The 23,247-nt window shown below is 70.5% G+C and carries 22 protein-coding genes; 10 read left to right on the plus strand and 12 right to left on the minus strand.

Features of this window, described 5'->3' with window-relative positions; all coding sequences use genetic code 11:
* Positions 1 to 101: 101 nt before the first annotated feature.
* The 5 genes from AC1MBE_RS06995 to ssd form a co-directional block, all read right to left on the minus strand.
* Complete coding sequence (locus AC1MBE_RS06995) at positions 102 to 401, minus strand: DUF4244 domain-containing protein (protein ID WP_479781860.1); 300 nt, start codon at positions 399 to 401, stop codon at positions 102 to 104.
* 138 nt (positions 402 to 539) lie between these two features.
* Positions 540 to 1,154: a type II secretion system F family protein gene (locus tag AC1MBE_RS07000; RefSeq protein WP_479781861.1), complete on the minus strand. Its 615-nt coding sequence runs from the start codon at positions 1,152 to 1,154 to the stop codon at positions 540 to 542.
* Between the two features lie 7 nt (positions 1,155 to 1,161).
* Positions 1,162 to 1,806: a hypothetical protein gene (locus tag AC1MBE_RS07005; protein ID WP_479781863.1), complete on the minus strand. Its 645-nt coding sequence runs from the start codon at positions 1,804 to 1,806 to the stop codon at positions 1,162 to 1,164.
* A gap of 203 nt (positions 1,807 to 2,009) precedes the next feature.
* Positions 2,010 to 3,212: a TadA family conjugal transfer-associated ATPase gene (locus AC1MBE_RS07010; protein WP_479782516.1), complete on the minus strand. Its 1,203-nt coding sequence runs from the start codon at positions 3,210 to 3,212 to the stop codon at positions 2,010 to 2,012.
* A 116-nt stretch (positions 3,213 to 3,328) separates the two neighbouring features.
* The gene (ssd, locus tag AC1MBE_RS07015) at positions 3,329 to 4,477 is read right to left on the minus strand and encodes a septum site-determining protein Ssd (protein ID WP_479781865.1); all 1,149 of its coding nucleotides are present in this window, start codon (positions 4,475 to 4,477) and stop codon (positions 3,329 to 3,331) included.
* 210 nt (positions 4,478 to 4,687) lie between these two features.
* Here ssd and AC1MBE_RS07020 point away from each other — a divergent pair, with 210 nt between their 5' ends.
* Positions 4,688 to 6,397: a bifunctional 3'-5' exonuclease/DNA polymerase gene (locus AC1MBE_RS07020; protein ID WP_479781867.1), complete on the plus strand. Its 1,710-nt coding sequence runs from the start codon at positions 4,688 to 4,690 to the stop codon at positions 6,395 to 6,397.
* Between the two features lie 167 nt (positions 6,398 to 6,564).
* Positions 6,565 to 6,822, plus strand: a complete 258-nt coding sequence (locus AC1MBE_RS07025; RefSeq protein ID WP_479781869.1) for a YegP family protein — start codon at positions 6,565 to 6,567, stop codon at positions 6,820 to 6,822.
* Positions 6,823 to 6,904: 82 nt separating this feature from the next.
* Here the strand turns inward: AC1MBE_RS07025 and AC1MBE_RS07030 are convergent, their stop codons facing one another.
* The 3 genes from AC1MBE_RS07030 to AC1MBE_RS07040 all read right to left on the minus strand — a co-directional run bounded on the left by AC1MBE_RS07030 (position 6,905) and on the right by AC1MBE_RS07040 (position 9,856).
* Positions 6,905 to 7,585: an NUDIX hydrolase gene (locus tag AC1MBE_RS07030; RefSeq protein WP_479781871.1), complete on the minus strand. Its 681-nt coding sequence runs from the start codon at positions 7,583 to 7,585 to the stop codon at positions 6,905 to 6,907.
* On the minus strand, positions 7,582 to 8,352 hold the full coding sequence (nth, locus tag AC1MBE_RS07035; RefSeq protein WP_479782518.1) for an endonuclease III: 771 nt from the start codon (positions 8,350 to 8,352) through the stop codon (positions 7,582 to 7,584). The genes AC1MBE_RS07030 and nth overlap by 4 nt, the downstream gene beginning before the upstream one ends.
* Before the next feature lie 109 nt (positions 8,353 to 8,461).
* Positions 8,462 to 9,856 (minus strand): hypothetical protein, encoded by a 1,395-nt coding sequence (locus tag AC1MBE_RS07040; RefSeq protein ID WP_479781873.1) that lies wholly within the window; start codon positions 9,854 to 9,856, stop codon positions 8,462 to 8,464.
* A 445-nt stretch (positions 9,857 to 10,301) separates the two neighbouring features.
* On the opposite strand from AC1MBE_RS07040, the gene acs reads away from it, so the two are divergent.
* The 5 genes from acs to AC1MBE_RS07065 are packed head-to-tail and all read left to right on the plus strand — an operon-like array spanning position 10,302 to position 15,628.
* Positions 10,302 to 12,338: an acetate--CoA ligase gene (gene acs, locus AC1MBE_RS07045; RefSeq protein ID WP_479781875.1), complete on the plus strand. Its 2,037-nt coding sequence runs from the start codon at positions 10,302 to 10,304 to the stop codon at positions 12,336 to 12,338.
* A gap of 52 nt (positions 12,339 to 12,390) precedes the next feature.
* Positions 12,391 to 13,632, plus strand: a complete 1,242-nt coding sequence (locus AC1MBE_RS07050; RefSeq protein ID WP_479781877.1) for an NAD(P)/FAD-dependent oxidoreductase — start codon at positions 12,391 to 12,393, stop codon at positions 13,630 to 13,632.
* Entirely contained in the window at positions 13,632 to 14,051 is a 420-nt protein-coding gene (locus AC1MBE_RS07055; RefSeq protein WP_479781879.1) for an SRPBCC family protein, read from the plus strand. Before AC1MBE_RS07050 ends, AC1MBE_RS07055 begins: the two co-directional genes overlap by 1 nt.
* Positions 14,052 to 14,108: 57 nt before the next feature.
* Entirely contained in the window at positions 14,109 to 14,582 is a 474-nt protein-coding gene (gene aroQ, locus AC1MBE_RS07060; protein ID WP_479781881.1) for a type II 3-dehydroquinate dehydratase, read from the plus strand.
* Between the two features lie 2 nt (positions 14,583 to 14,584).
* Entirely contained in the window at positions 14,585 to 15,628 is a 1,044-nt protein-coding gene (locus AC1MBE_RS07065) for a DUF2332 domain-containing protein (RefSeq protein ID WP_479781883.1), read from the plus strand.
* Positions 15,629 to 15,648: 20 nt separating this feature from the next.
* Here AC1MBE_RS07065 and AC1MBE_RS07070 read toward each other — a convergent pair whose 3' ends face one another.
* Positions 15,649 to 16,833, minus strand: coding sequence for a MarP family serine protease (locus tag AC1MBE_RS07070; RefSeq protein ID WP_479781885.1), 1,185 nt, complete (start codon positions 16,831 to 16,833; stop codon positions 15,649 to 15,651).
* Positions 16,834 to 17,027: 194 nt separating this feature from the next.
* Here AC1MBE_RS07070 and AC1MBE_RS07075 point away from each other — a divergent pair, with 194 nt between their 5' ends.
* Positions 17,028 to 17,705, plus strand: a complete 678-nt coding sequence (locus AC1MBE_RS07075; RefSeq protein WP_011693220.1) for a Crp/Fnr family transcriptional regulator — start codon at positions 17,028 to 17,030, stop codon at positions 17,703 to 17,705.
* Between the two features lie 400 nt (positions 17,706 to 18,105).
* On the opposite strand, the gene AC1MBE_RS07080 is transcribed toward AC1MBE_RS07075, so the two are convergent.
* Genes AC1MBE_RS07080 through sp36 form a run of 3 tightly spaced genes read right to left on the minus strand, consistent with a single transcriptional unit; the run spans position 18,106 to position 19,762 of the window.
* Positions 18,106 to 19,017, minus strand: a complete 912-nt coding sequence (locus tag AC1MBE_RS07080) for an NUDIX hydrolase (RefSeq protein ID WP_479781888.1) — start codon at positions 19,015 to 19,017, stop codon at positions 18,106 to 18,108.
* A 17-nt stretch (positions 19,018 to 19,034) separates the two neighbouring features.
* The gene (locus tag AC1MBE_RS07085) at positions 19,035 to 19,604 is read right to left on the minus strand and encodes a RidA family protein (RefSeq protein WP_479781890.1); all 570 of its coding nucleotides are present in this window, start codon (positions 19,602 to 19,604) and stop codon (positions 19,035 to 19,037) included.
* A gap of 2 nt (positions 19,605 to 19,606) precedes the next feature.
* On the minus strand, positions 19,607 to 19,762 hold the full coding sequence (sp36, locus tag AC1MBE_RS07090) for a Sp36 family protein (protein ID WP_175321496.1): 156 nt from the start codon (positions 19,760 to 19,762) through the stop codon (positions 19,607 to 19,609).
* A gap of 37 nt (positions 19,763 to 19,799) precedes the next feature.
* Here sp36 and AC1MBE_RS07095 point away from each other — a divergent pair, with 37 nt between their 5' ends.
* A complete protein-coding gene (locus tag AC1MBE_RS07095; RefSeq protein WP_479781892.1) occupies positions 19,800 to 22,115 on the plus strand; it encodes a transglycosylase domain-containing protein in 2,316 nt (771 codons plus the stop codon).
* Positions 22,116 to 22,117: 2 nt separating this feature from the next.
* Positions 22,118 to 23,065: a metallophosphoesterase gene (locus AC1MBE_RS07100; RefSeq protein WP_479781894.1), complete on the plus strand. Its 948-nt coding sequence runs from the start codon at positions 22,118 to 22,120 to the stop codon at positions 23,063 to 23,065.
* The last annotated feature ends 182 nt before the right edge of the window (positions 23,066 to 23,247 follow it).

Consider the following 23,247-nt stretch of genomic DNA (forward strand, 5'->3'; position numbering starts at 1 on the left):
TACAGGCCGCCCCGGCGGGTCCGGCGGACCCGGGCAACAGGCACCCGGGCGCCCGGCGACGCGGGCACGGCTGCGGGCGGCGGCGCCCGGCGACGGCCGGGTCACGGCAGCGCCAGGGCGGTGCGGATGAGGTTCAACAGGAACCCCCGGACTTCGTCGCTGCGCATGATCAGCACGAGCAGGCCCGCAAAGCTCACGGCAGCGAGGGTGGCGATGGCGTATTCGGCGGTGGCCATCCCCGTCTCGGAACCGGGGAACATCTTCCGTCTCCACGGTATCCGGGAGGGGCCCTGCACCGGCGGGGCTTGCCGGGCGCCGGGGTAGATTTCCCGCACCTCCGCGGTTCCGGCGTTGGCGGCCGCGCGGTCGGGGCCGGCGGGAGCATTTCGATGGAATGTCATGGGCTTTCCTCTCGGGAGATTCCGGCGCACAGACCGGCTGATTCCAATCTCGCGTCCAGGCACGGCGCCGGTAAGGCCGCAGCGCGGCCAAGTGGAAAAGTCCTGCTGTGGAGGAAGAGTCGCAGCGACCGGCAGCGGTCAGACGCCGTTGGGGAGCATCGCGAGCAGGACCGGAACGATGCCCAGGAACACGAAGGCCGGCAGCGAACACAGCCCCAGGGGAATGACCAGCTGCACGCCCAACGCGGCGGCCCGCCGCTCGGCGGCGCGGAAGTGCTCGCGCCGCAGCCGGGCGGCCTGGGTGTACAGGATCGCCGAGGACGGCACTCCGGTCAGCGCAGCGAATCCGAGGGCATCACGCAGCGCCAGCAGTTGCGCGGGGAAGCTGTGGGAACTCCGCCAGGCCGTCTCCCAGTCCGCGCCGATCGCGAGCGCAGAGACGACCGGACCCAACGGGCGGCCGAGACCGGGGGCGGCGTGGGCGGCAACCAGCTCGAGCGAACGGCCCAGGCCGGATCCGGCGTCCAGCATGGCGCCGATCAGTTCCAGCATCATGGCCGGGTCCCGGAGGCCTGCGTCGCTGGCCGCCGGGCCCGCGGCGCCGCGATTCTTGACGTCGGCGACCACCCCATCGGGCGCGCGCGGACCCAGCCGTTTCCAGCGCTGGCCGGAGCGATGATGGTCCGCGAGCGCCATGACCACGGCGGCAGCCAGCAGGGCGCCGACAGTGAGACCGCCAAGGGTTGGGCTCACCGCGGGGTTACCACTGTGCCCCGGCCGCGGACCGGACAAGGCGCGCGGACCAGATCCGGCCCGCGGCGGTGAGGGCGAGCCCCGCACCGAGCGCCGCCAGACCCAGTGGTGTCCCGAGCAGCATGGCCAGGGGCTCCACGCCGAGCAGGACGCCGAGGCCGAGTCCCAGGAAGGGCAGCCAGGTCAGGATCCGGACGGTGGTCTTGGGCCCGGCCAGTGCCGTCTGCCGGGCGGCCTCGGCGTCGTCCTCGGCCTCCAGATGGGCGGCGAACCGTGTCAGGACGTCGGCGAGCGGACACCCGCTGGCCTCGGCCACGTCGAAGCACGCCGCCAACTCCACCCAGACCGCCTGTTCCCCCCGGTCGGGGCCGCGGCGGGCAGCACTGCCGGTCTCCCGGGCGGCCGCCGCGCGGATTGCCGCGGCGACCGGGGATCCCGTCCGGGCCGCGGTGCGGGCAGCGGTCAGGATGTCCAGCGACGCACCAGCCAGGGCGTCGGTCCGGCCGGGATCGTTGTTACTCCGGCCGGCGGCACCCGGGCTGCGGCCCGGGCGCCGCTCGTCACCGTAGAGCAGCCAGAGCTCCTCCCACAGCCGGGCGGACGTCCGGCCGCCCTTCAGCAGTGCGGCCAGCTGCTGAACCAGCACGGTCATAGGGACCCCCGGCGCGGCTCCAGCGTTTCTGCGCCAAGCCGTAAGATGCCCACGCCGGTTGCGGCCGGGCCGCCTGGGCGGCGGCCGCCGGACGGTCTCCGCGAAGGCCTCGGGGAGGGCCCGCCGAATCCGCCGTCCTGCCGCGCTCCGCGGTGCGAGTGCCAGCCACAGCGCCAGGGCCAGGATCCCGGCCAAGGCGGCCGTCATGGCGCCCCGCCGGGTCCGGGCGCGACGGATTTGGCCGCCGCCCCGGCCCCGGCAGTTCCGGGCACCGCTGTGGCCCCACCGGTTCCGGGCACCGCGGCCTGGTCCAGGCCCAGGCGGGCCGCCAGCTCCGGCCAGGCGGGCCCGGCCCTGACTTCGCCCCCGACGGTCTCCAGCGCGGCGGCGACGGCCAGGCCTGACCTGTTTTCCCCGACCAGCGCCACGGACGCCACCTGGCGCCCGTGCCGTGTGCGTTCCAGATGGATGACGGCGTCGAGGGCGCTGGCGGCCTGCAGGCGCACGGCATCCGGCCCCATCCCGGCGAGCGCGCCGAGCGCCGTCAGCCGGGCCGGGACAGCGGCCGCGGTGTTGGCGTGGATGGTGCCGCCGGCGCCGGTATGTCCGGTATTCATCGCGGCAAGCAGCTCGCGGACCTCGGCGCCCCGGCACTCCCCGATGATGAGTCTGTCAGGCCGCATCCGCAGGGCCTGCCGCACCAGCTCGCCGAGATCAACGGTGCCGCCGCCTTCGAGGTTGCTGTGCCGCGACTCTAGGGAAACCACGTGCGGGTGGACCGGATTCAGCTCGGAGGCGTCCTCGATCAGGACGAGCCGCTCCCCCGGCCCGCAGAGTCCGAGCAGAGTGGCGAGCAGCGTCGTTTTACCGGAACCCGTCGCCCCGCTCAGCAGGAAGCTCAGACGGCGCTCCACCATCCGGGTGAGGACGTCCTGAAGGAAGGCGCCGAACATGCCGGACCGGCCGAGTTCGTCCAGGGAGAAGACGGATTGGCGGCGAATCCGCACGCTCAGCAGTGTTCCCGACGTGGAGATGGGCGGCAGGACAGCGTGGACACGGTAGCCGCCGTCGAGCCTGACATCCACGCAGGGTGAGCTGTCATCCAGCCGCCGCCCGCCGGCAGCCACCAGCCGGGCAGCCAGCGCACGGACCTGGCCCTCGTTGGCAAAGGCGACCGGAGCGCGTTCCAGCCCGCGGCCCCGGTCCAGCCACACGGAGCCGGGGCTGTTGACGAAGATGTCCGTCACGAGCGGGTCGCGCGTCAGCAGCTGCAGCGGTCCCAGTCCGTTCAGTTCCGCGCTGATGCTTTCGACGGCGGCCAGGGCGCCGGCGGTGCCGAGGAGCTTGCCGCTGGCCTGCACGGCCGCGGCCACCCGCGACGGGGTGACCGGGCCGGCGTCGGCCATGACCGATTCGCGGACCACCTCGAGCAGCCGCGCATCCACCCGCCGTTGAGGCGGGCGCGGCTGCCTGCGGAACGGTGGGCTTGCCGGCTCCGCCGGGTCCGCCGGCAGGTGCGGGCTCACGGGAACCCGGCCCCGCTGAAGGCCAGGATGCCTTCGGTGAAGCGCTGCACGCTGCGCCGTCCGCCGGTGTCCAGCAGACGCCCGAGTTCCGTGGCGGCGGCCGTCCCCCGGACCTCGGGCATAACGCCCTGCACCGGGAGCCCCACTGCTTGCGAAATCAGCTGGTAGTCGAACGCGGCCCCGGGTTTCGCCCGGACCACCAGGGCGGTCTCCACCGGCGGAAGCTCCGGCACCAACCGGGCAGATGCCACCGCGGCCCGGAGCTGGGCGGGCAGCACCACGACGACCCGGTCGCATTCCCAGGCATAGGTCCGCAGTGCCTCGCGTCCGCGGCCGATGTCCAGCACCACCAGCTCGTAGCAGCGCCGCGCGGCGTCGAGCACACCGGCGACGGCGGCCGGGTCGATGGCCTGGGGCCGTTCCCGGTTGCCCGGCCAGGACAGGAAGGAGAAGCCGCCCGCTTCGGGCAGCGCCTCGTGGAGCTGGTCAGGATCGATGCTGCCGCTGGCCTCTGCGAGGTCCGGCCAACGGAGCCCGGGTTCTTCTTCGGCGGCGAGGGCGAGCTCGAGGCCGCCGCCCCAGGGGTCCCCGTCGATCAGGAGGACGCGGGCGCCCATCCCTGCGGCGGCCTGGGCCAGCCAGATCGCGGCGGTGGTGGCCCCGGCTCCGCCGCAGCCGCCAATTACTCCGAGGACGTGCCCGCCCGGGTCCGGGGCGTGCGATCGGCTGAGGTACTCGGCCAGCCAGGAACCGCCTTCGGGCAGGACAGCCACCCGCTCGGCCCCCATGGCCGCGGCCAGCTGCCAGAGGCTGTCCCCCTCGCCGCTCAGTCCCACCAGGACCGCCGGTGCACGGCGTCGAAGCGGCAGTTCCGGCACGTCGCTGCCGACGAGCACCGCGGCCGCGGAGTCCCAGTATGGGGCCGCCTCGGCGGCGTCCCGCGCCAGTGTCAGCCGCCGCCCGGCCGCTGCCACAATCCTCTCCACCTCACCGCGCAGGACCTCGGACCCGGTGACCAGCAACGTCTCCGCCGCCCCGTCGGGAAGCCACGCGTCCGCTTGGGCTCCGGTCTGGGGCCCGGGTTGGAGCCGGGCCCGGGATACGGGTTGGAAGTTCACGGGCTCGGATAGCTGGCGTCGGCTCATGCCACCACCTTGGGCGCATTGGACGGCGGAGGTACCTGCCGCCGCCGGCTATGTGGAAAACCGCGGCGAATTCCCCCGGGCGGACCTGCCCTCCGGACCGGGCCGTACACATCGGCGCGTCCACGCCGGCCCCTCGACAAGGTCGCGGACCCCCGGACCTCCGGTCCGGCCGGTCCTTGGCTGACAGAGGGACAGGGCAGAATTGAGCCTATGCATCTGCTGCTCACCGCCCTCGCCGACGGCGCAGCCCTGCAACGCCTCACGCCGGCAGGCACACCCGACCCCGCCGCCCCGGAACCGCGCCTGGTCAGCGCGGCCGAACTGCCCGGCGTCGTGCGCCAACTGGAACTGCAGCGCCCGCGCTGGATCTGGCACCGCACGCAGGACTGGTACCCGGCCCTGCTGGCGGCCGGCGTCGAGCTGGAACGCTGCTATGACCTCACCTTGTGCGGCGCCATCCTGGCCCACTCGGCGTTCACCGCGCACACCGATTATGCCCGGACCGCGGAGAAGCTGACCCAGGACGACGACGTGCAGCAGCCGCCGCGGTCGCTGCAGCCGCCTCCCCCGCCGGCGGACCAGGGCGCCCTGTTCGAGGACCCCGGCGTACGCTCGGCGCCCAAGCACACGCCCGAACAGCTGCGTGCCGAATACGCCGCGCAGCAGGACGCCCTGGCCGGCGTTGCGCCGGACGGTGACCGCCGCAAGCAGCGGCTCCAGCTGTTGCTCGCGGCCGAATCCGCCGGCGCCATGATCGCCGCCGAGATGCAGCACACCGGCGTGCCCTGGCGGGAGGAGCTGCACGAGCAGATCCTCGCGGACTACCTCGGCCCGCGGCCGCCCCAGGGGCACCGCCCGGCCAAACTGGAAGCCCTGAACAGCGAACTCCGCCGCCTGCTGCAGTCACCGGCGCTGAACCCGGATTCCCCGCAGGAGCTGATGCGCGCCCTGCACCGGAACGGCATCGAGGTGAAGAGCACCCGCCAGTGGGAGCTGAAGGAATCCAACCACCCGGCGATCGAACCGCTGCTGGCCTACAAGAAACTCGCCCGGCTGCACGCCGCCAACGGCTGGGCTTGGCTGGACGCCTGGGTCAAGGATGGCCGCTTCCAGCCGGAGTATGTGGTGGGCGGGGTCGTGTCCGGGCGCTGGGCCTCCCGCGGCGGCGGGGCGCTGCAGATCCCCCGCCAGATCCGCGGCGCCGTCCACGCGGACCCCGGCCACAAGCTGATCGTCGCCGACGCCTCGCAGCTGGAGCCGCGTGTGCTGGTGGCGCTGGCCCAGGATTCCAAGATGGCGGAGGCCGCCCGCGACAAGGACCTCTACGCCGGCATCGCCGCCCAGGGCTTCGGCGGCGACCGGGCCAAGGCCAAGGTTGCACTGCTCGGCGCTATTTACGGCGCCACCACGGGCGAATCCGGACGGCTCATGCCGCAGCTGGCCCGCACCTACCCGCGCGCCGTCGGCTACGTTGAGCAGGCTGCCCGGGAGGGCGAGGCGGGGAAAACCGTCACGTCCCGGCTGGGCCGGAGCAGTCCGCCGCCGTCGGACGGCTGGCTGCGCGCCCAGCAGTCCGCCACCGCGGAGGAGCAGCGCCGGGCCGAGTCGCTGGCGCGCTCGCGCGGAAGGTTCACCAGGAACTTCGTGGTGCAGGGCTCCGCTGCCGACTGGGCGGCCTGCTGGCTGGCGGAACTACGACGGCGGCTGCGCACGCTGCGCGCGGACGGAGCCCCGGCCGGGGAGCTGGTCTTCTTCCTGCACGACGAGGTGATGGTCCACTGCCCAGCCGGCGCCGTCGAGGCCTGTATCCGGGCGATCGAGGAATCCGCGGCTGCCGCGAAAGAGCTGCTGTTCGGCCGGATCCCGGTGGAATTTCCAGTGAGCGTCGCCGTCGTCGACTCCTACGATAACGCCAAATAGCGCCGCGAAACCGGACCCCGACGGCGGCCAGGACGCCCGGGGTAACGTACCCGCCAGTAGCGTTGCGCCCGCTCCGCGGGCCCCGTTAGGCTCGAAAAAGCCGGTGGCAATCCCGATTGTCCCGCCGGCGCAAATGCAACGAGGCATGGAACCGGGAAGGCAGCAAAGTGGCTGGCGTATTCGAGATTGCAGCGGCCGGAGACGAGTCGTATTTCTTCAGGCTGACGGCACCGGACGGGACAGTAGTTGCTGTTTCACCGCTTTTTAACACCGTCAAGGGAGCGGCCGCCGGCATCACCGCGGTCCGCGAGAACGCGGCCACCGGGCTGGTCGTGGACCGGTCGGCCAGGAAGGCAGCCGGCAAATCCGCCGCAGCGGCCAAGCCCGCCTACCAGCGGCCGGACACCCGGCGGGCCGCCCGCTAGCGGGACCCGGCACCGGAGCCGGTACCTGCACGGCACAAGGAGCCGGGACCTGCACGGCCCCAGGCCGGCACCGGAAGAAACGCTACGCGTCGATGCCGTGGAGCCGGCTGCGGTCCCACGGGACCGCCCAGCCCAGCTGGTCGAACAGCTGGTTCAGGATCATCCCGGTAAAGCCCCACACCACCACACCGTTGACGGTAAACGCCGGGCTCTGGAAGGTCTGGCCGGCCCGGCTCACAGTCGCCATGACCCGGTTGTCCGGGTCGAGCAGGTCCCGGACGGGCACCCGGAAGACCTGCGAGGACTCGCCGTAGTCCACCACCCGGACCGGCGACTGGGACGCCCACCAGCCCAGCACCGGCGTGACCAGGAAATTCCCGCGGGGCAGGGCCAGCTCGGGCATGACGCCGAGGACCTCCACCCCCTGCGGGTCCAGTCCTGTTTCCTCTTCGCCCTCGCGCAGGGCGGCTTCGATGACGGATTCGCCGGGGTCGATGCCGCCGCCGGGGAAGGCGACCTGGCCGGGATGGTCATCGAGGGTCTGCGCGCGCTGGAGCAGCAGCACGTCCAGGTCCGCCGGCGCCAGCAGCTTCACCGACGTCGCGGGGACGTCATCCAGCGAGCCGAACAGCATCAGCACGGCGGCCCGGCGCACCCGTTGTCCCGGCTCGACCACCAGTTCGCGCCAGCGCGGATCCGCCGCCGGCGCGGTGCCGGCCTGCACCGCGGCCACGAGGTCAATCAGGTCCTGACGGGCGGTCATCGCGGCCTTCTCTGCGATTCCATCCGGATTTCGGCGGCGCGGTGGGTCTCGGCCAGCAGCTTCGCGAGCAGCTCTTCCTGCCCCGGTGCCAGCTCGTATTTCAGCAGCTTCCGGGCCTTCTCCGGATCCGTCTCGCCCGCCCCGTAGCTGGGGCACCAGTTCGCCACCGCGCAGGCGCCGCACGCCGGTTTGCGGGAATGGCAAACGCGCCGACCGTGGAACACCACGCGGTGCGAGAGCATGGTCCAGTCCTTCGGTTCAAACAGTTCAGCGACGTCGGACTCGATCCGGACCGGGTCCTCCGAATCCGTCCAGCCGAAGCGGCGGGCCAGCCGGCCGAAGTGGGTGTCCACCGTGATGCCCGGGATGCCGAACGCGTTTCCGAGGACGACGTTCGCGGTCTTCCGGCCGACGCCGGGCAGCTTGACCAGGTCTTCCAGCCGCCCGGGCACCTCGCCGTCGTAGTCGTCAACGAGTTTGGTGCACAGCGCCATCAGGTTCCGCGCCTTGGCCCGGAAGAACCCGGTGGGCTTGATGATCGCTTCCAGTTCCGCGGGCTCGGCCTCGGCCATGCTGCGCGCGTCCGGGTACCGGGCGAACAGCAGCGGGGTGATCTGGTTGACCAGCACGTCCGTGGTCTGTGCCGAGAGCACGGTGGCGACCACCAGTTCGAACGGGCTGCGGAAATCCAGTTCCGCGTGGGCATAGGGATACTGCTCGGCCAGCGCCTTGTTGATCCGGCGGGCGCGGCGCTTGAGCCCCAGCAGCGTCTCCCCCGCCGCCCGCGGCCGGGGTTTGCCGCTGGCCGGCGCCGCTGCGCTGCCGGCCGTCGCGGTGCCGGCCCGCGCGCTGCCGGATACCGTAGCCACGGTCCGGCTAGCCGCGTTCGATGTTGCTGAGGTCCCGCAGCACACCGACGCGGCCGTCCGTGTGCTGGACCAAGAACTCGTGGCCACGGTCCTCAAGGGCGAGAACCCAGCCGCCGGGTTCGACGACGAACGCCGGGGCGCCGCTGCGCTCGTCCACCGCGGTGCGGGGCTGGGCGACGGCGAACCAGAACGCCTCGTAGGCCGGCGGGGCGGCCTCGGTCTCGGGCCGGGTCGCCGGATCCACGGTCGCGCCTATCGGCTCCTGCGAACGGACCTGCGGGGTGAGGGCCGTGGGTGCCTCGTGGCTTGCGGGCGCGGGTGCTGCTGCCGCGGCCGCCGGGACCGCGGCAGCCTGGGTTGCCTCCGGGCCGGCGCCCTGCGGGGCCGGCGCCGGAGAGGTGACCGCGGATTCGGACGGAGCGGACGCCGCCGGGGCGGCAGCCGCCCGGGTCTGATCGGCGGCGGACGGCGCCGCTTCGGCTGCCGGAGCAGCCGGCGCGTAGGCCGCCGTCGGCGTCGGGGACGGTGCAGACGCGGCAGTGGGAACGACGCCGTGCGCCTGGGTGGCCGGCTCGGCAGCGGCCGGGCGGGCGTATGTTGCTGCGGCGGCGGTGCCCGCGGCACCCGCGGCGGCACCGGCCGCACCGGCGGCCGCGCCTGACGCCTGCCCGTGCGCTTCGGGTTCCTGCGGCGTGGTCTGGGCACCGCCGGACTGCTTGCCGGGTGCCATCCGTTTCGCCCAGCCGGCCAGCGCGCTGCTTCCGTCCTTGGAACTCTTCGCCTCGCCGGCGGGCTTGGCGGGCTTGGGGGCGCGCGGCTTGCGGAGCGGCTCCGCCGCTTCCCGCGCCACGACGTGGGCAGGGGCTTCGGCGCGGTGCAGGAAATCACCGGCAAGGCTGGGAATCAGCCGCGCGAACACGGTGGCGGTGAAGAGCCCGAGAGCGCCCACGAGGCCCAGCAGCAGGCTGGGCACGAACGCACCGGCGGTCGCGAGGAAGAAGAACGCCAGGCTGAAGGACGCCACGACCGAGGCGAACTGGTCGATCGACAGGGATCCGATCCGGATTTTCGTTCCCGGGCTGACCCTGCGCGCCACGAAAAGCGCGGCGACAATCACCGGCAGCAGCACACCCAGGCCGAGGAAGAACAGGCTGCCCAGGTTCCACAGGTTGTACCGGGCGGCGAACATCGGGATCAGCGAGGCGATGAACAGCACCAGCGTGGAGCCGAAGACGGTGAGGTCGCGGACGGTGAATGGCCCCGCGACGGCCTCGTTGTTCTTCGAGTTCGGCTTGTCCACCGTGAAGCGCGGCTGGTCCCCCTGCCCGCTGTCCTGCGCCGGACCGGCCTGGCCCTCGTTGCGGGAGGGCGCATGGAGCCGCCCGTTGCTTTGCTCGTTCATTCTGTTCTCCTTAGCGTGGCCGCACCCTGGACAGTGCCGCCTAACGGCAGGCAAAAACAGGACCGCCAGCGGTCCTGTCGCCCCCATCGGATGTCACAACTTCATCTCAGCCTAGCCAAGTGGAGGTCCGATCACTAGCTGGGCTGCCGTCACTCCGGCACCAGCGTGGGGGCCCTTTCGCCCTGCGCGTAAACCCCCAGTGAAAGCAGGGGGAAACCGTGCCCGCAACCCGGGCCCGGCACCACTTGGCGCTTAATAAACACCGCTCACGGCTCCCTTTGTGACGGGGCACACGTTCTGTCCGGGCCACGCGTTAGTGTGTATTTCGGAACAGCTCTTGCGGCACGTCCGTGACCAGCCGATGCCCGACGCCGCGCAGACGGCACGGCACCGCGGTGTAACGGACGTTCCGTGCAGCACGGATCGATGAATGATGAGGTTCACCATGTCCCAGCAGACCCCCGGCACCACCACCGCAACCCAGGCGCCCCGGCAGGGCGATGCGTTCGAAAACCTGTCGCAGGAGAACCGGAAGTTCGCCCCCTCCGACGAGTTCGCCGCCAACGCCGTGGTCACCGCCGCCGAGTACGCGGAGGCCGACGCCGACCGGCCGGCTTTCTGGGCCAAGCAGGCCCGCGGGCTGCTGAGCTGGAGCAAGGACTTCACCCAGACGCTGGACTGGACCACCCCGCCGTTCGCCAAATGGTTCGTCGGCGGCGAGATCAACGCCGCGTACAACGCGCTGGACCGGCACGTCGAGGCCGGCAACGGCGACCGGGTTGCCATCTACTTCGAGGGCGAGCCCGGCGACACCCGCAGCTACACCTACGCGCAGCTCACCGAAGAGGTCAAGAAGGCTGCCAACGCGTTCGAATCCCTCGGCGTAGCCAAGGGCGACCGCGTGGCCGTCTACCTGCCGATGATCCCCGAGGCCGTCATCACGCTGCTGGCCTGCGCCCGGATCGGCGCCATCCACTCCGTCGTCTTCGGCGGCTTCTCCGCCGAGGCGCTCCGCTCCCGGATCGACGACGCCGAGGCAAAACTGGTCGTCACGGCCGACGGGACCTACCGCCGTGGCAAGCCCAGTGCGCTCAAGCCCGCCGTCGACGAGGCGCTGGCCCATGAGGGCGACGGTTCCGGGCATACCGTGCAGAACGTTGTTGTGGTCAAGCGCAACGGCCAGGACGTCGACTGGCACGAGGACCGGGACCACTGGTGGTCCGACACGGTCGGCACCGCGTCCGCCGAGCACACCGCCGTCGGCCACGACGCCGAGCACCCCCTCTTTATTCTGTACACCTCCGGAACCACCGGGAAGCCCAAGGGTATCCTGCACACCACCGGCGGCTACCTGACCCAGACGGCGTACACGCACCGGGCGGTCTTCGACCTGCACCCGGAAACGGACGTCTACTGGTGCACCGCCGATGTCGGCTGGATCACCGGCCACTCCTACGTCGCCTACGCCCCGCTCATCAACGGCGCCACCCAGGTCATGTACGAGGGCACCCCCGACTCCCCGCACCAGGGCCGCTGGTGGGAAATCGTGGAGAAGTACAAAGTCTCGATCCTCTACACCGCCCCCACCGCCATCCGGACCTTTATGAAGTGGGGCAAGGAAATCCCGGCGAAGTCGGACCTGTCCTCCATCCGTGTCTTGGGATCGGTGGGTGAGCCCATCAACCCCGAGGCGTGGATGTGGTACCGCGAGGTCATCGGCGCCAACGCCGGGAAGAACGGGGAAAAGAAGGAACATCCCGCCCCGATCGTGGACACCTGGTGGCAGACCGAAACCGGCGCGCAGATGATTGCCCCGCTGCCCGGCGTGACCGCCACCAAGCCGGGCTCCGCCCAGGTCCCGCTGCCCGGCATCGCCGTGGACGTCGTCGACGAAGCCGGAGAGTCCGTGCCCAACGGCGCCGGCGGTTACCTCGTCATCCGCGAACCCTGGCCGGCCATGCTGCGCGGCATCTGGGGCGACCCGGAACGGTTCAAGGAGACCTACTGGTCCCGCTTCGACACGATGTATTTCGCCGGCGACGGCGCCAAGAAGGACGACGACGGCGACATCTGGCTGCTTGGCCGGGTGGACGACGTCATGAACATCTCCGGCCACCGGCTTTCCACCGCGGAGATCGAATCCGCCCTCGTGTCCCACCCGGCCGTGGCGGAAGCCGCCGTCGTGGGCGCAGCGGATGAGACTACCGGCCAGGCCGTCGTGGCGTTCGTGATCCTGCGCGGGGACGCCGTGGACTCTGGTGACGCCATGGTCCAGGAGCTCCGCAACCACGTGGGCAAGGAGATCGGGCCGATCGCCAAGCCCAAGACCATCCTGATCGTCCCGGAACTGCCCAAGACCCGCTCCGGCAAGATCATGCGCCGCCTACTCAAGGACGTCGCCGAGGGCCGCGAAGTGGGCGATGCCACCACCCTGGCCGACAACACCGTGATGGCACAGATCGCGCACTCACTCAAAAAGTGAGCCGGGATCCGGTCCGGGGCTGCGTCCGGGGCTGCACTGGACGCAGGCTGCGATGACGGAATCGTGTGAGGTCCTGGTGGTGGGTGCGGGCCTCGCCGGCCTGCAGTGCGCCCGGGAGCTGCAGGCCGCCGGGCGCGAGGTGCAGGTGTGGGAAGCCTCCGACGCCGTCGGGGGCAGAATCCGCACGGACCGGATCGACGGCTTCCTCGTGGACCGCGGCTTCCAGGTACTGAACCCCGCGTACCCTGCGGTCCGCCGGTGGGTCGACGTCGACGCGCTGGGGCTGCAGGCCTTCGGTGCCGGCGTCCGGGTCCGGCGGCAGGACTCCCTGGCGGTGCTGGCCCACCCCCTGCGCGAGCCGGGCTTGATCCTGCAGACGCTGCGCAGCGGTCTCCTGGGCCCGCGCTCGGTCGCGGGGCTGCTGCGCTGGGCCGCGCCGGCCGTTGCCGGGCCCCTCCGGCGGAGCGGCCCGGATGTTGCGTTGCGCGACGCCCTCGACCGGGCCGGCTGTTCGGGCGGAATCCGCACGGTGGTGGACCGGTTCTTCGCCGGGGTGCTGCTGGAGGATGAGGGCACCACCTCCAACGACTTCGCCCTGCAACTGGCGCGCGTCTTTGCCGCCGGTGTTCCCGGGCTGCCGCGCGAGGGCATGCAGGCGCTCCCGCAGCAGCTGGCGGACGCCCTCACCGTGCCGGTCCGCACCTCGACCCGGGTGGAGTCGATCGCCCCGGACGGGGACACGGCCCTGGTCACCGCAGCGGATGCGGTGATCCGGGCAAGCCACGTCGTGCTCGCCGCCGATCCGGCCGCCGCCGCCCGGCTCGCCGGGACCAACGCGCCGGCCATGAAAGGGGTGCTCACGCACTGGTTTGCCGCCGGCTCGGCCCCCAGCGACGCCAACATGCTCTATCTGGACGGCCGGGCCCGCCCCGGCGGGCCACTGGTCAACGCTGCCGTCATTTCCAACGCGGCACCGAGCTACGCGCCCGCCGGCCGGCACCTGATCCAGACGTCCGCGCTGTTCGGCCCGGGCCGGCCAGTACCCACCGATGCTGATGTCCTCCGCCATGCCGGGGAACTTTTCGGTTCTTCTACGGCTGGCTGGGAGCTGGTGGCGAGGCACGAAATCCGGCAGGCGCTGCCTGCGCAGCCGCCGCCGCTGAAGCCCCGGCAGCCTGCGGAGGGCCCGGACAGGATCACCGTCTGCGGCGACCACCGGGAAACGGCCTCCATCCAGGGCGCCCTGGTGAGCGGCCACCGCGCCGCGCTGGCGGTCCTCGGCCGGCCGGCGTGATGTTCTCCGTCACCCGCCGGATCGCCGCGCCGGCGGACGTGGTGTGGCGGCTGCTCACGGACACCGGGCAGTGGCCGGCGTGGGGGCCGGCCATCACCGGCGTCGAACCGGATCCGGCGGGCACCGCGCCCGCGGGACTCGCGCCCGGCAGCCGCGGCAGGGTCCGCACCGTCCTCGGGCCGTCGCTGCCATACCGAGTGACGGCGTTGGAGGCCGGCCGGTACTGGTCCTGGTCCGTCGCCGGAATCCCCGCCACCGGCCACCGGGTGGTCCCGGAGTCCGGCGGCAGCCTGGTCACCTTCGCCGTCCCCTGGTGGGCGGCTGCCTACCTGCCGGTCTGCGCCCTGGCGCTGCGGCGGATAGGGCAGCTCGCAGCAGGTTCAGGAGCGCCTGGCCTGCGCCGGCCGACTGCTGGTTGATGAACGCCGCAGGAAACATCAGCGTGCAGTCCGGGACAACGCGATACATTGGCAGGCATGAGCGAAGCCACTCCCGCCGACGCGCGCCGCGGCACCATCCTGGTCCTGAACGGACCCAACCTGAACCTGCTGGGCACCCGTGAGCCCGAAAAGTACGGGACCGCCACCCTGGCCGACGTCGAACAGCTCGCCAAGGACGCCGGTGCCGCGCACGGCTTCGACGTCGAGTGCTTCCAGTCCAACCATGAGGGCGCGCTGGTGGACGCCATCCACGCCGCCCGCGGAAAGGCGGTGGGCATCGTGCTGAACGCCGGCGCCTACACGCACACCTCGGTGGCCATCCGCGACGCAATCACGGCCGTGCAGCTGCCCGCCGTCGAAGTCCACATCACCAACGTGCACGCCCGGGAGACGTTCCGGCACCACTCCTACCTGTCGGACATCAGCAAGGCCGTGATCGCCGGCGCGGGCATCCTCGGGTACCGCTTCGCCGTCGAATACCTCGCCGAGCTGGACGCGGGACGTGACTGAGCATGTCCCCCGCGCCGGAGCCCTCGGGGACCGCGGACTGGTACCGGCACTTCGGCACCATTGATGCGCCGGGAAATTCCGCCTGCTACGCCGAATGGTCGCTGGGCATCGCGGATGATCCGGAACTGATCCGGCGCATCGACGACTGGCCGCACACCAAACGCCAGCCGCTGCTGATGCTGGCCGCCGCCCGCTTCCTTGGCGCCCGGATCAGCCCCTACCCCGAGTTCAGGCGCTTCCTGGACAGCCGCTGGGACGACGTCTCGCGCACTGTCCTGTCCCGGTCCACGCAGACAAACGAGACCGGCCGCTGCGCCGCACTGCTGCCCTCCCTGGCCCGGATCGCCGCCGCGGAGGGGCGCCCGCTGGCCCTCATCGAGGTCGGCGCCTCGGCGGGACTGGCCCTGTTTCCCGACCGCTACGGCTACGAATTCGACGGCGGCGGGGCCGTGACCCGGCTGGCGCCGGCCGCTGCCCCGCCCGGAAGCTACCCCGTGCTGGGCTGCGCCACGACCGGGCCGGTGCCGCTGCCCACCGCGCTGCCCGAGGTGGTGTGGCGGGCCGGCATCGACCTGAACCCGTTGGACATCCGGAACCCCGACGACGTCGCCTGGCTGGAGGCGCTGGTCTGGCCGGAGCAGGACTTCCGCCGCGAGCGGCTGCGCCAGGCGATCGCCGTCGCGCGGGCCGATCCGCCGCTGCTGGTCGCCGGGGACCTCAATGAACGACTGGTGTCGCTGGCGGCGCAGGCGCCGCCGGACGCCGCGCTGGTGGTCTTCCACAGTGCGGTCATGGCCTATCTCGATGCCGCCGGCCGTGAACGTTTCCGCGACACCATCGCCCTGCTGGCCGCGGACCGGGGCTGCCACTGGATCTCGAACGAGGGCCACACCGTCATCCTGCAGCAGGACGGGTCCAGCGTGGTTCCGGAAATGGATGACTCACGCCTCCGCGGCCGTTTCCTCCTGCTGGAGGACGGGCTGCCGGTGGCCATTGCCGGCCCGCACGGCCAGAGCCTGGAGTGGATCGAAGCGGCCAGGGCCTGACCCGGACCGCTCCGTACCGCTTATTTTTTGATGCACTGGCCGGGCGAGACAGCGCTGCCCAGTCCGGGCGCCCGCGCGGCCACGGGGTCAAGGTCGTTCATCGTGATGGCGAAGCCGAGCGAGGGTTCGGAGGTGGACTTCGCGAAAACGACGCCGGCCACCTTGCCCTCCATGGTCAGCAGCGGGCCGCCGGAGTTCCCCGGCTGCACGTCGCCGGCGAGCCGGTAGACGTCCTCGGCGGCGGCGTTGTTGCCGTAGATGTCCGGGACCAGGACGGTGGTGATGTCCCGCACCGTGGCCGGCTTGGACTGGAACGGGCCGCCATGCGGGTAGCCGGCAAATGCCGCCGGGCTGCCGGAGGGCAGGTTCCGGCCCAGCGCCAGAGGCGCGGAGCGCAGCCCGTCCACGGCCAGGACCGCGAGGTCATGCTGGCTGTCGAAGTAAACGACCCGGCCGGGGAGCGCCCCGCCGCCCGGGACCTCAACGACGGGCTCCGGGACGCCGGCCACCACGTGGGCGTTCGTCACAACCCGGCCGGGCGAGACCACAAAGCCGGTTCCGGTCTGGTTCTGGCCGCACTGGTACGCGGTTCCGGCGATCTTCAGCACCGAAGCTGCCGCCTTGTTCAACGCCGGCGTGTCGGTACTGGCGTCCGGGACCGGCACGGGCCGGCCTCCGACGCCGCCTTCGAACAGGGTGGGAATCCCGTCGCCGATCACCGCGGAGCGCAATTGGGCCATGGACGTCTTCAGCGGCGTCGGGGTGACGCCGTCGATGAACCCGATCACCTTGGAATCGGCCAGCTGCTGGGAGACAAAGGGGACACCGAGGGCGCTGATGCTGAACGCCAGCATGGACATCACGAGCGCCGACACGGCGAGGTTGACGCCGCCGCCGACGACGCGGTCGGCCAGCCGGAGCGGGCTGATCCTGACAACGCTGCGGATGCGCCGCCCGATCATGGTGCCCAGCCCGTGCCCCACCATCATCAGCAGCACCGCCGCGGCAATGATCGCAGTGAGCCGCCAGCCCGGGTCGTCGACAAGGTCGCTGACGATCGGCACGGACACAAAGGCGGCCACGGCGCCTGCCGCGAACCCTGCGATGCCGCCGAGCGTCACCAGGAAGCCATTGCGCAGCCCGTAGATCAGGTAGGACAAGAGCGTCAGGATCAACGCCACGTCCAAGATGGTCAAGCCGAACACCGGGGCTCCTTAATGACTGGTAAGACCCCCATTCTACCGGCGCAGGCTGACAGTATGGCGGGCGTCCGCTGCAGGGCCCGCCCGTCACCCGCCCGCCGTTTCGCGCGTTTCGGTGCCAACTACGTCACAGAAGCCGCAAAATTCTGAAACAATGGCGGAAGCGCCCCAGCCGACACAGTAAGTCAGGAGATTTCATGGATATCGAGGTATTGCGCCGCGCACCCCTTTTCGCCACGCTCGACGACGAGGCGTTCCGTCTGCTGACGGACGAGCTCACCGAGGTGGACCTCTCACGCGGAGCCTCGGTTTTCCGGGAAGGCGACCAGGGTGACCAGCTCTACTTCATCGTCTCCGGCAAGGTGAAGCTCGGCCGCACCTCCCCCGACGGCCGCGAATCCCTGCTCGCCATCCTCGGCCCGGGCGAACTGTTCGGCGAGATGGCCCTGTTCGACCCGAGCCCCCGCACCGCCACGGCCACCGCCGTCTCCGAAACCCGCCTCGCCGGGCTGAAGAACGAGAGCCTCAACGCCCTGCTGCGCACCCGCCCGGAGGTCTCGGCCCAGCTGCTGCAGGCCCTCGCCCGGCGCCTGCGCCGCACCAACGACTCGCTCTCCGACCTCGTCTTCTCGGATGTCCCCGGCCGCGTGGCCAAGGCGCTGCTGGACCTGGCCGACCGCTTCGGCCGCCCCGCGACGGACGGCGTCCTCGTGGCCCACGAACTGACCCAGGAAGAACTGGCCCAGCTGGTCGGCGCCTCCCGCGAGACCGTCAACAAGGCCCTGGCCGAGTTCGTCCAGCGCGGCTGGCTGCGCCTGGAAGCCCGCGCCGTCGTCATCCTCGACATGCAGCGCCTCCGGCAGCGCTCCCGCTAAAGGTTCCTCGCAGCTTTACGGCATGCCGAAGGCCGGCCCGTGGAAACGGGCCGGCCTTCGGTGTTTTTAAGCCGGGCTTGGGTGGATGCAGGTGGGCACAGGGGGCTAGGTTTTCTTCGGGCCCCCTCCGGAGGGACATGCTCATCCTTGGCCGCGGGGCGTGGACATAAGCCCACTATGTCCATCGCTCAAGCCGTGCGGAGCACATGCCCCGTGGCGACGCGTCGGCCGGAGGGACATGCTCCGTGGCGACGCGTTGGCCGGAGGAACATGCCCATCGCTCGCGACGACCCCAGAGGGACATGCTCATTTTTGGGCGCCAGGCCTGGACATAAGCCCACTATGTCCATCGCTCAAGCCCTGCGGAGGACATGCCCCGTGGCGACGCGTCGCCGACCGGTCAGCGTTCGCGCTGCGGGTCCCCGGCTACGGTCTTGGCCGCCTCGACTTCGAGCATGAGCCTGCCGTCTTCCTCCACCAGGGTCGGCTGGTAGGCGTGGGCTTTGCGTTTGTAACTGAGGTACGCGATGCAGCCGTTCGCGGCGGCCATCTTCTCCAGCATGATCTCCGAGCCCGGCACCAGGAGCTGGCCGAGCGTCAGACCCACCGTGTTCGGCTGACCCACCTCGTCGCCCAAGGCTGTGGTGTCACGCCCGGCAACGACCTTGCGGACACACACCCACCGGCCCCACACCCCCTTGCTGGCCAGCAGTGAGGGCTGCTGGTTCATCGGGACGGTCGCGGCGAAGTACCGGGTGTTGAAGCGGCGGTGGGCGAAGTCGGGGCTTAGCCAGTTCACCAGCGGCTTGAGCAGGTCCGTCCGCACCGAGAGCCCGCGTTTGGCGAGCACCTCGGTGAACGACTTTTCCTGTTCCGCCACGGCCTCCCGGGCGCGCATCCACTCGGGCGTGGAGGTTCCCTCCACCGTGGTGGACAAATCCGGCCCGGCCAGCAGGACGCCGGTCTCCTCAAACAGCTCGCGGATGGCGCCCACCACGTGGCGTCGCGCCAGCCCGACGTCGGGCGTCCCCATCTGCTCGGCCCACCACTGCGGCGGGGGCCCTAGCCAGCCCACCGCGTCGTCGTCGGACGCTTCAAGCGAGCCGCCCGGAAAAGCGAGCACGCCCAGCGGCGAGGACCCGGACCGGTAGCCCAGCCAGGCCTCCAGGCCGGTGGGTGAATCCCGCAGCAGAACCACGGAGGAGGCGAAACGGGGGGCGCGGGGGGTCCGCTCACCGTGTTCAAACCAGCTGCGGGCCGCCCCCTCCAGATCCGGGGGGAGCACAAACAGGCGTCGGGCTAAGTGCGGCAAGGGAAACGACCGGCCCTCTAGGCGAATTCAGCGATCAGTTCGACCTCTACCGGAGAGTCGAGCGGCAGAACTGAAACCCCGACGGCGGAACGTGCGTGCTGGCCGGCGTCGCCAAGGACCTTGCCCAGCAGCTCGGAGGCGCCGTTGATGACACCGGGCTGGCCGGTGAACGAGGGATCGGAGGAGACGAAACCGACCACCTTCACGATGCGGGTGATGCGGTCCAGGTCGCCGATCACGCTCTTGACGGCGGCCAGCGCGTTGACGACGCAGACCTCGGCATAGCGCTTGGCTGCTTCCGGGGACACGGTCGGCTCGTCCGAGGTGGCTTCGGTCCCGGAGGAGACCTTGCCGGTGGCCTCGAGCTTGCCATTGATGAACGGCAGCTGGCCGGAGGTGTAGACGTGGTTGCCGGAGATCACGGCCGGGACGTAGGCAGCCACCGGGGCGGCGACCTCCGGGAGCTCCAGGCCAAGCTCGGCGAGCCGCTGTTCGACGGCGGACGACGCGCCGGTGCGGCCGGCGCTTTCCGCCGTGCCGGCGGGGCTCGAACCCGTGGCCGGGGCCGCCGTTTCGGGGGTGCTCATGGCTAGTTCTTCTCCCGCTTCAGGTAGGCGACCAGGCCGTTTCCATCGGGGCCCGGAACAACCTGCACGAGCTCCCAGCCGTCGTCGCCCCACTGATCCAGGATCTGCTTGGTGGCGTGGATAATGAGCGGAATCGTGGCGTACTCCCATTTGGTCATGAAGTAAAGCCTAGTCCTTGCCGGTAAAGTGGAAAACATGGCGACTGGTAAGAACCCTTTATTCGACACGGCCACCACCCTCGGAAAGCTGGTCCTTTTCCTGGGCGTGAGCGCTATCTGTGGCGTCCTGGTGGCGGGACTGCTGGTTCCCGCGGCCGCCGTCTCCGGCAACACCGCGAGCGGTTCGATCAAATTCTTCGAGGCCCTGCCGGCCGAACTGAAGGTTGAGCCGCCGAGCCAGTCGACCAAGATCCTGGCCGCCGACGGCAGTGTCATCGCCACGATCTACAAAGAGAACCGCACCCGCGTCTCGCTGGACCAGATGTCGCCCTTCATCAAGGACGCGGTGATCGCCATTGAGGACAGCCGCTTCTACGAACACGGCGGCGTGGACACCACCGGTATTCTGCGCGCATTGGTTGCCACCGCGCGCGGCAACAAGCAGGGTGCATCGACCATCACCCAGCAGTACGTCAACAACGTCATCAACTCTTCCCTGGAGTCCGAAGGCAAGGGCGACCAGGTCCTGCTCAACGGCGTGAACAAGGGCGTCGGGGATAAGCTTCGCGAGATGAAGCTGGCGATTGCCCTGGAGAAGAAGTTCACCAAGGAGCAGATCCTTGAGGGCTATCTCAACATCGTGTTCTTCAATCGCGACGCTTACGGCATTGAGGCCGCGTCCCGGCTGTTCTTCAGCACGTCCGCCAAGAACCTGACGCTGCCGCAGGCCGCCCTGCTGGCCGGCGTGGTGAACAGCCCGTCCTTCTACGACCCGATCTCCAATCCGGACAACGCCAAGGTCCGCCGCAACCTTGTGCTCAAGGCCATGCTCACCCAGGGGAAGATCAAGCAGGCGCAATACGACGCCGCTGTTGCCACCCCGGTCAAGACCAAGGTGACCCAGCCGCGCCAGGGCTGCGCCTACTCCCCCACCGCCCCGTATTTCTGCGACTACGTGCTGCACCTGCTGCTCAACAACCCGGCCTACGGCGCCGACGCCAAGGAACGCGAGCGGAAGGTCTTCCGCGGCGGCCTGACCATCAAGACCACGCTGGAACCGGCGGCCCAGAAGGCAGCCCAGGCGCAGGTGGATGCCGCGGCCGGCGCGAACCCGAACAAGTGGGGCGCCGCGCTGGTCTCCGTTGAACCGGGCTCCGGCAAGATCACCAACATGGCGCAGAACACCAGGTGGCTGCCGGCCAAGGGGAAGTTCGACACCCAGATCAACTTCAATGTCGATAAAAACGATGAGAAGGGCCAGGACCTCGGCGGCCTCGGCGGCGCACAACCCGGCTCCACGATGAAGCCCTTCACCTTCGCCGAATGGCTGGACGAGGGCAAGTCGATGAACACCATTGTGGACGGCTCGGTGCGCGAGTACCGGAACGGCTTCCCCTGGCGGAACTCCTGCGGCACCACTGTGGGCGCCTACAGCACCGCCGAGAAGAACGCCGGCGGGAACGCCGCGGACGACCTGCAGAACGCCGAAGAGGGGTACTACCGCCCCATGACGGTCCTGAAGGGCCTCTACAACTCGATTAACACGATCACCTTCGCTGCCGCCGCGCAGCTCGACTTCTGCGGGATCCAGCGGATTGTGGACGCCGTCGGCATCCACAACGGCCTGGACAACAATCCGGTCGACATGTCACGGCTGCCCAACCTCCTGGGTTCAACCCAGACGGCGCCGCTGACCATGGCAAGCGCGTTTGCCACCTTCGCGAACGACGGCCGGTACTGCGCGCCGATGGCGATCACCTCGGTGACGGATGCGTCCGGCGCCAAGCTGCCCGCCCAGGCACCGAACTGCCGGGACGCCATCAAGCCGGAGGTAGCCAAGGGCGTGAACTATGCGCTGCAGGAGGTCCTGAACCGCGGCTCCGGTTCGCTGATCCAGCCGCGCATTTCCACCGTCACCAACTTCCCGATCGCTGCCAAGACCGGTACCTCCAACAACAACGGCTCCACCTGGGTGGTCGGCCACACCACCGGACTCGCGACGGCCGCCTGGTTCGGCGACCCGCTCGGCAGCCAGGGGCGCGCCGGACAGAACATCACGGTCAACGGCCAGTTCTACGAGGGCATCGACGGTTACATGATCGCCGGCCCGATGTTCTCCAAGTTCATGGCCCAGATCGCCCCGTCGCACGGCACCGAGCCGTTCCCGGAGCCGCCGTCGAACCTGCTGTACGGAGACACCCCGTCGTACCAGCAGCCCAACACGGAGTCCCGCAACACGAACAACAACGGCAACACCAACGACACCCCGGCTCCGGCTCCGGCGACGCAGAACCCCGCGCCGTCCGAACCGCCGGCAACCTCGGGCCCGACGAAGCCCGGAAACAACAAGTAGCCATGGCCGGCGGATCTGTCCTGGCAAGCCGCGCCCGAAGCATCAGGCGCGGCTTTGCCGTCACCACCGCCGTTGGAGCCGCCGCGGGTGCCGCCGCGACCGGCTACGGCCTGTGGGAGAAGAACCAGTTCGTGCTCCGGGAGGAGAGCCTCCCCATCCTGCCGACGGGGCACGGGCCGATGCGTGTGCTGCACCTGAGCGACATCCACTTTGTGCCCGGCCAGCACCGCAAGGCCGCGTGGCTGCAATCCCTCGCCGGGCTGAAACCGGACCTGGTGGTGAACACCGGTGACAACCTCAGCCACGTCAAAGCCGTCGACCCCGTGCTGGAGGCCCTGCGGCCCCTGATGGAATTCCCGGGCGTCTTCGTCCCCGGCTCCAACGACTACTTCGCGCCCCGGCTGAAGAACCCCGCCTCCTACCTGCTGGGGCCGTCCAAGTCCCGGCCGGATCCCATAGCGCTGGACTGGCCGCGGCTGCGCTCCGGCTTCGGCATGGGCGGCTGGGTGGATCTGACCAACCGCTGCCAGTCACTCGTGATCAACGGCCTGCGGGTGGATTTTTCCGGCGTGGACGATCCGCACCTGAGGCTGGAGCGCTACGCCGGCTGGCCCCGGGGCACCAGCGGCCAGGACGCCAAACCGCACCTGCGCGTCGCCGTCGCCCATGCGCCCTACCAGCGCGTCCTGGACCACTTCACCGAGGACGGCGCGGACCTGCTGCTGGCCGGCCACACGCACGGCGGCCAGATCTGCGTTCCGGGCTACGGGGCGCTTGTTGCCAACTGCGACCTGCCCACCTGGCGTGCCAAGGGCCTGCACGACTGGGAAAGCAAGGGACGTACGACGCCGGTGAACGTCTCCGGCGGCATCGGCACCTCGCGCTTCGCCCCGGTCCGGATCGCCTGCAAACCCGAAGCCGTCCTGCTCACCCTTACCGCCCGCCCCTGAACCCGCCGGGCATCCCTGGACCTCCTTCGCCGGGCTTGCTCCGCCGGGCGCCTGCTCCGGATGGACATGCCCTCCCCCGCACCGGCTTCCCGGGGGACATGCCCCGTCTTCGAGTCCAGCGGTGGACATAGCGGCACCGTGCCCAGTCCTGGTGGCCAAGGATGGGCATGTCCCCAGGCGCG

The organism is Arthrobacter sp. BG5, assembly GCF_056680155.1.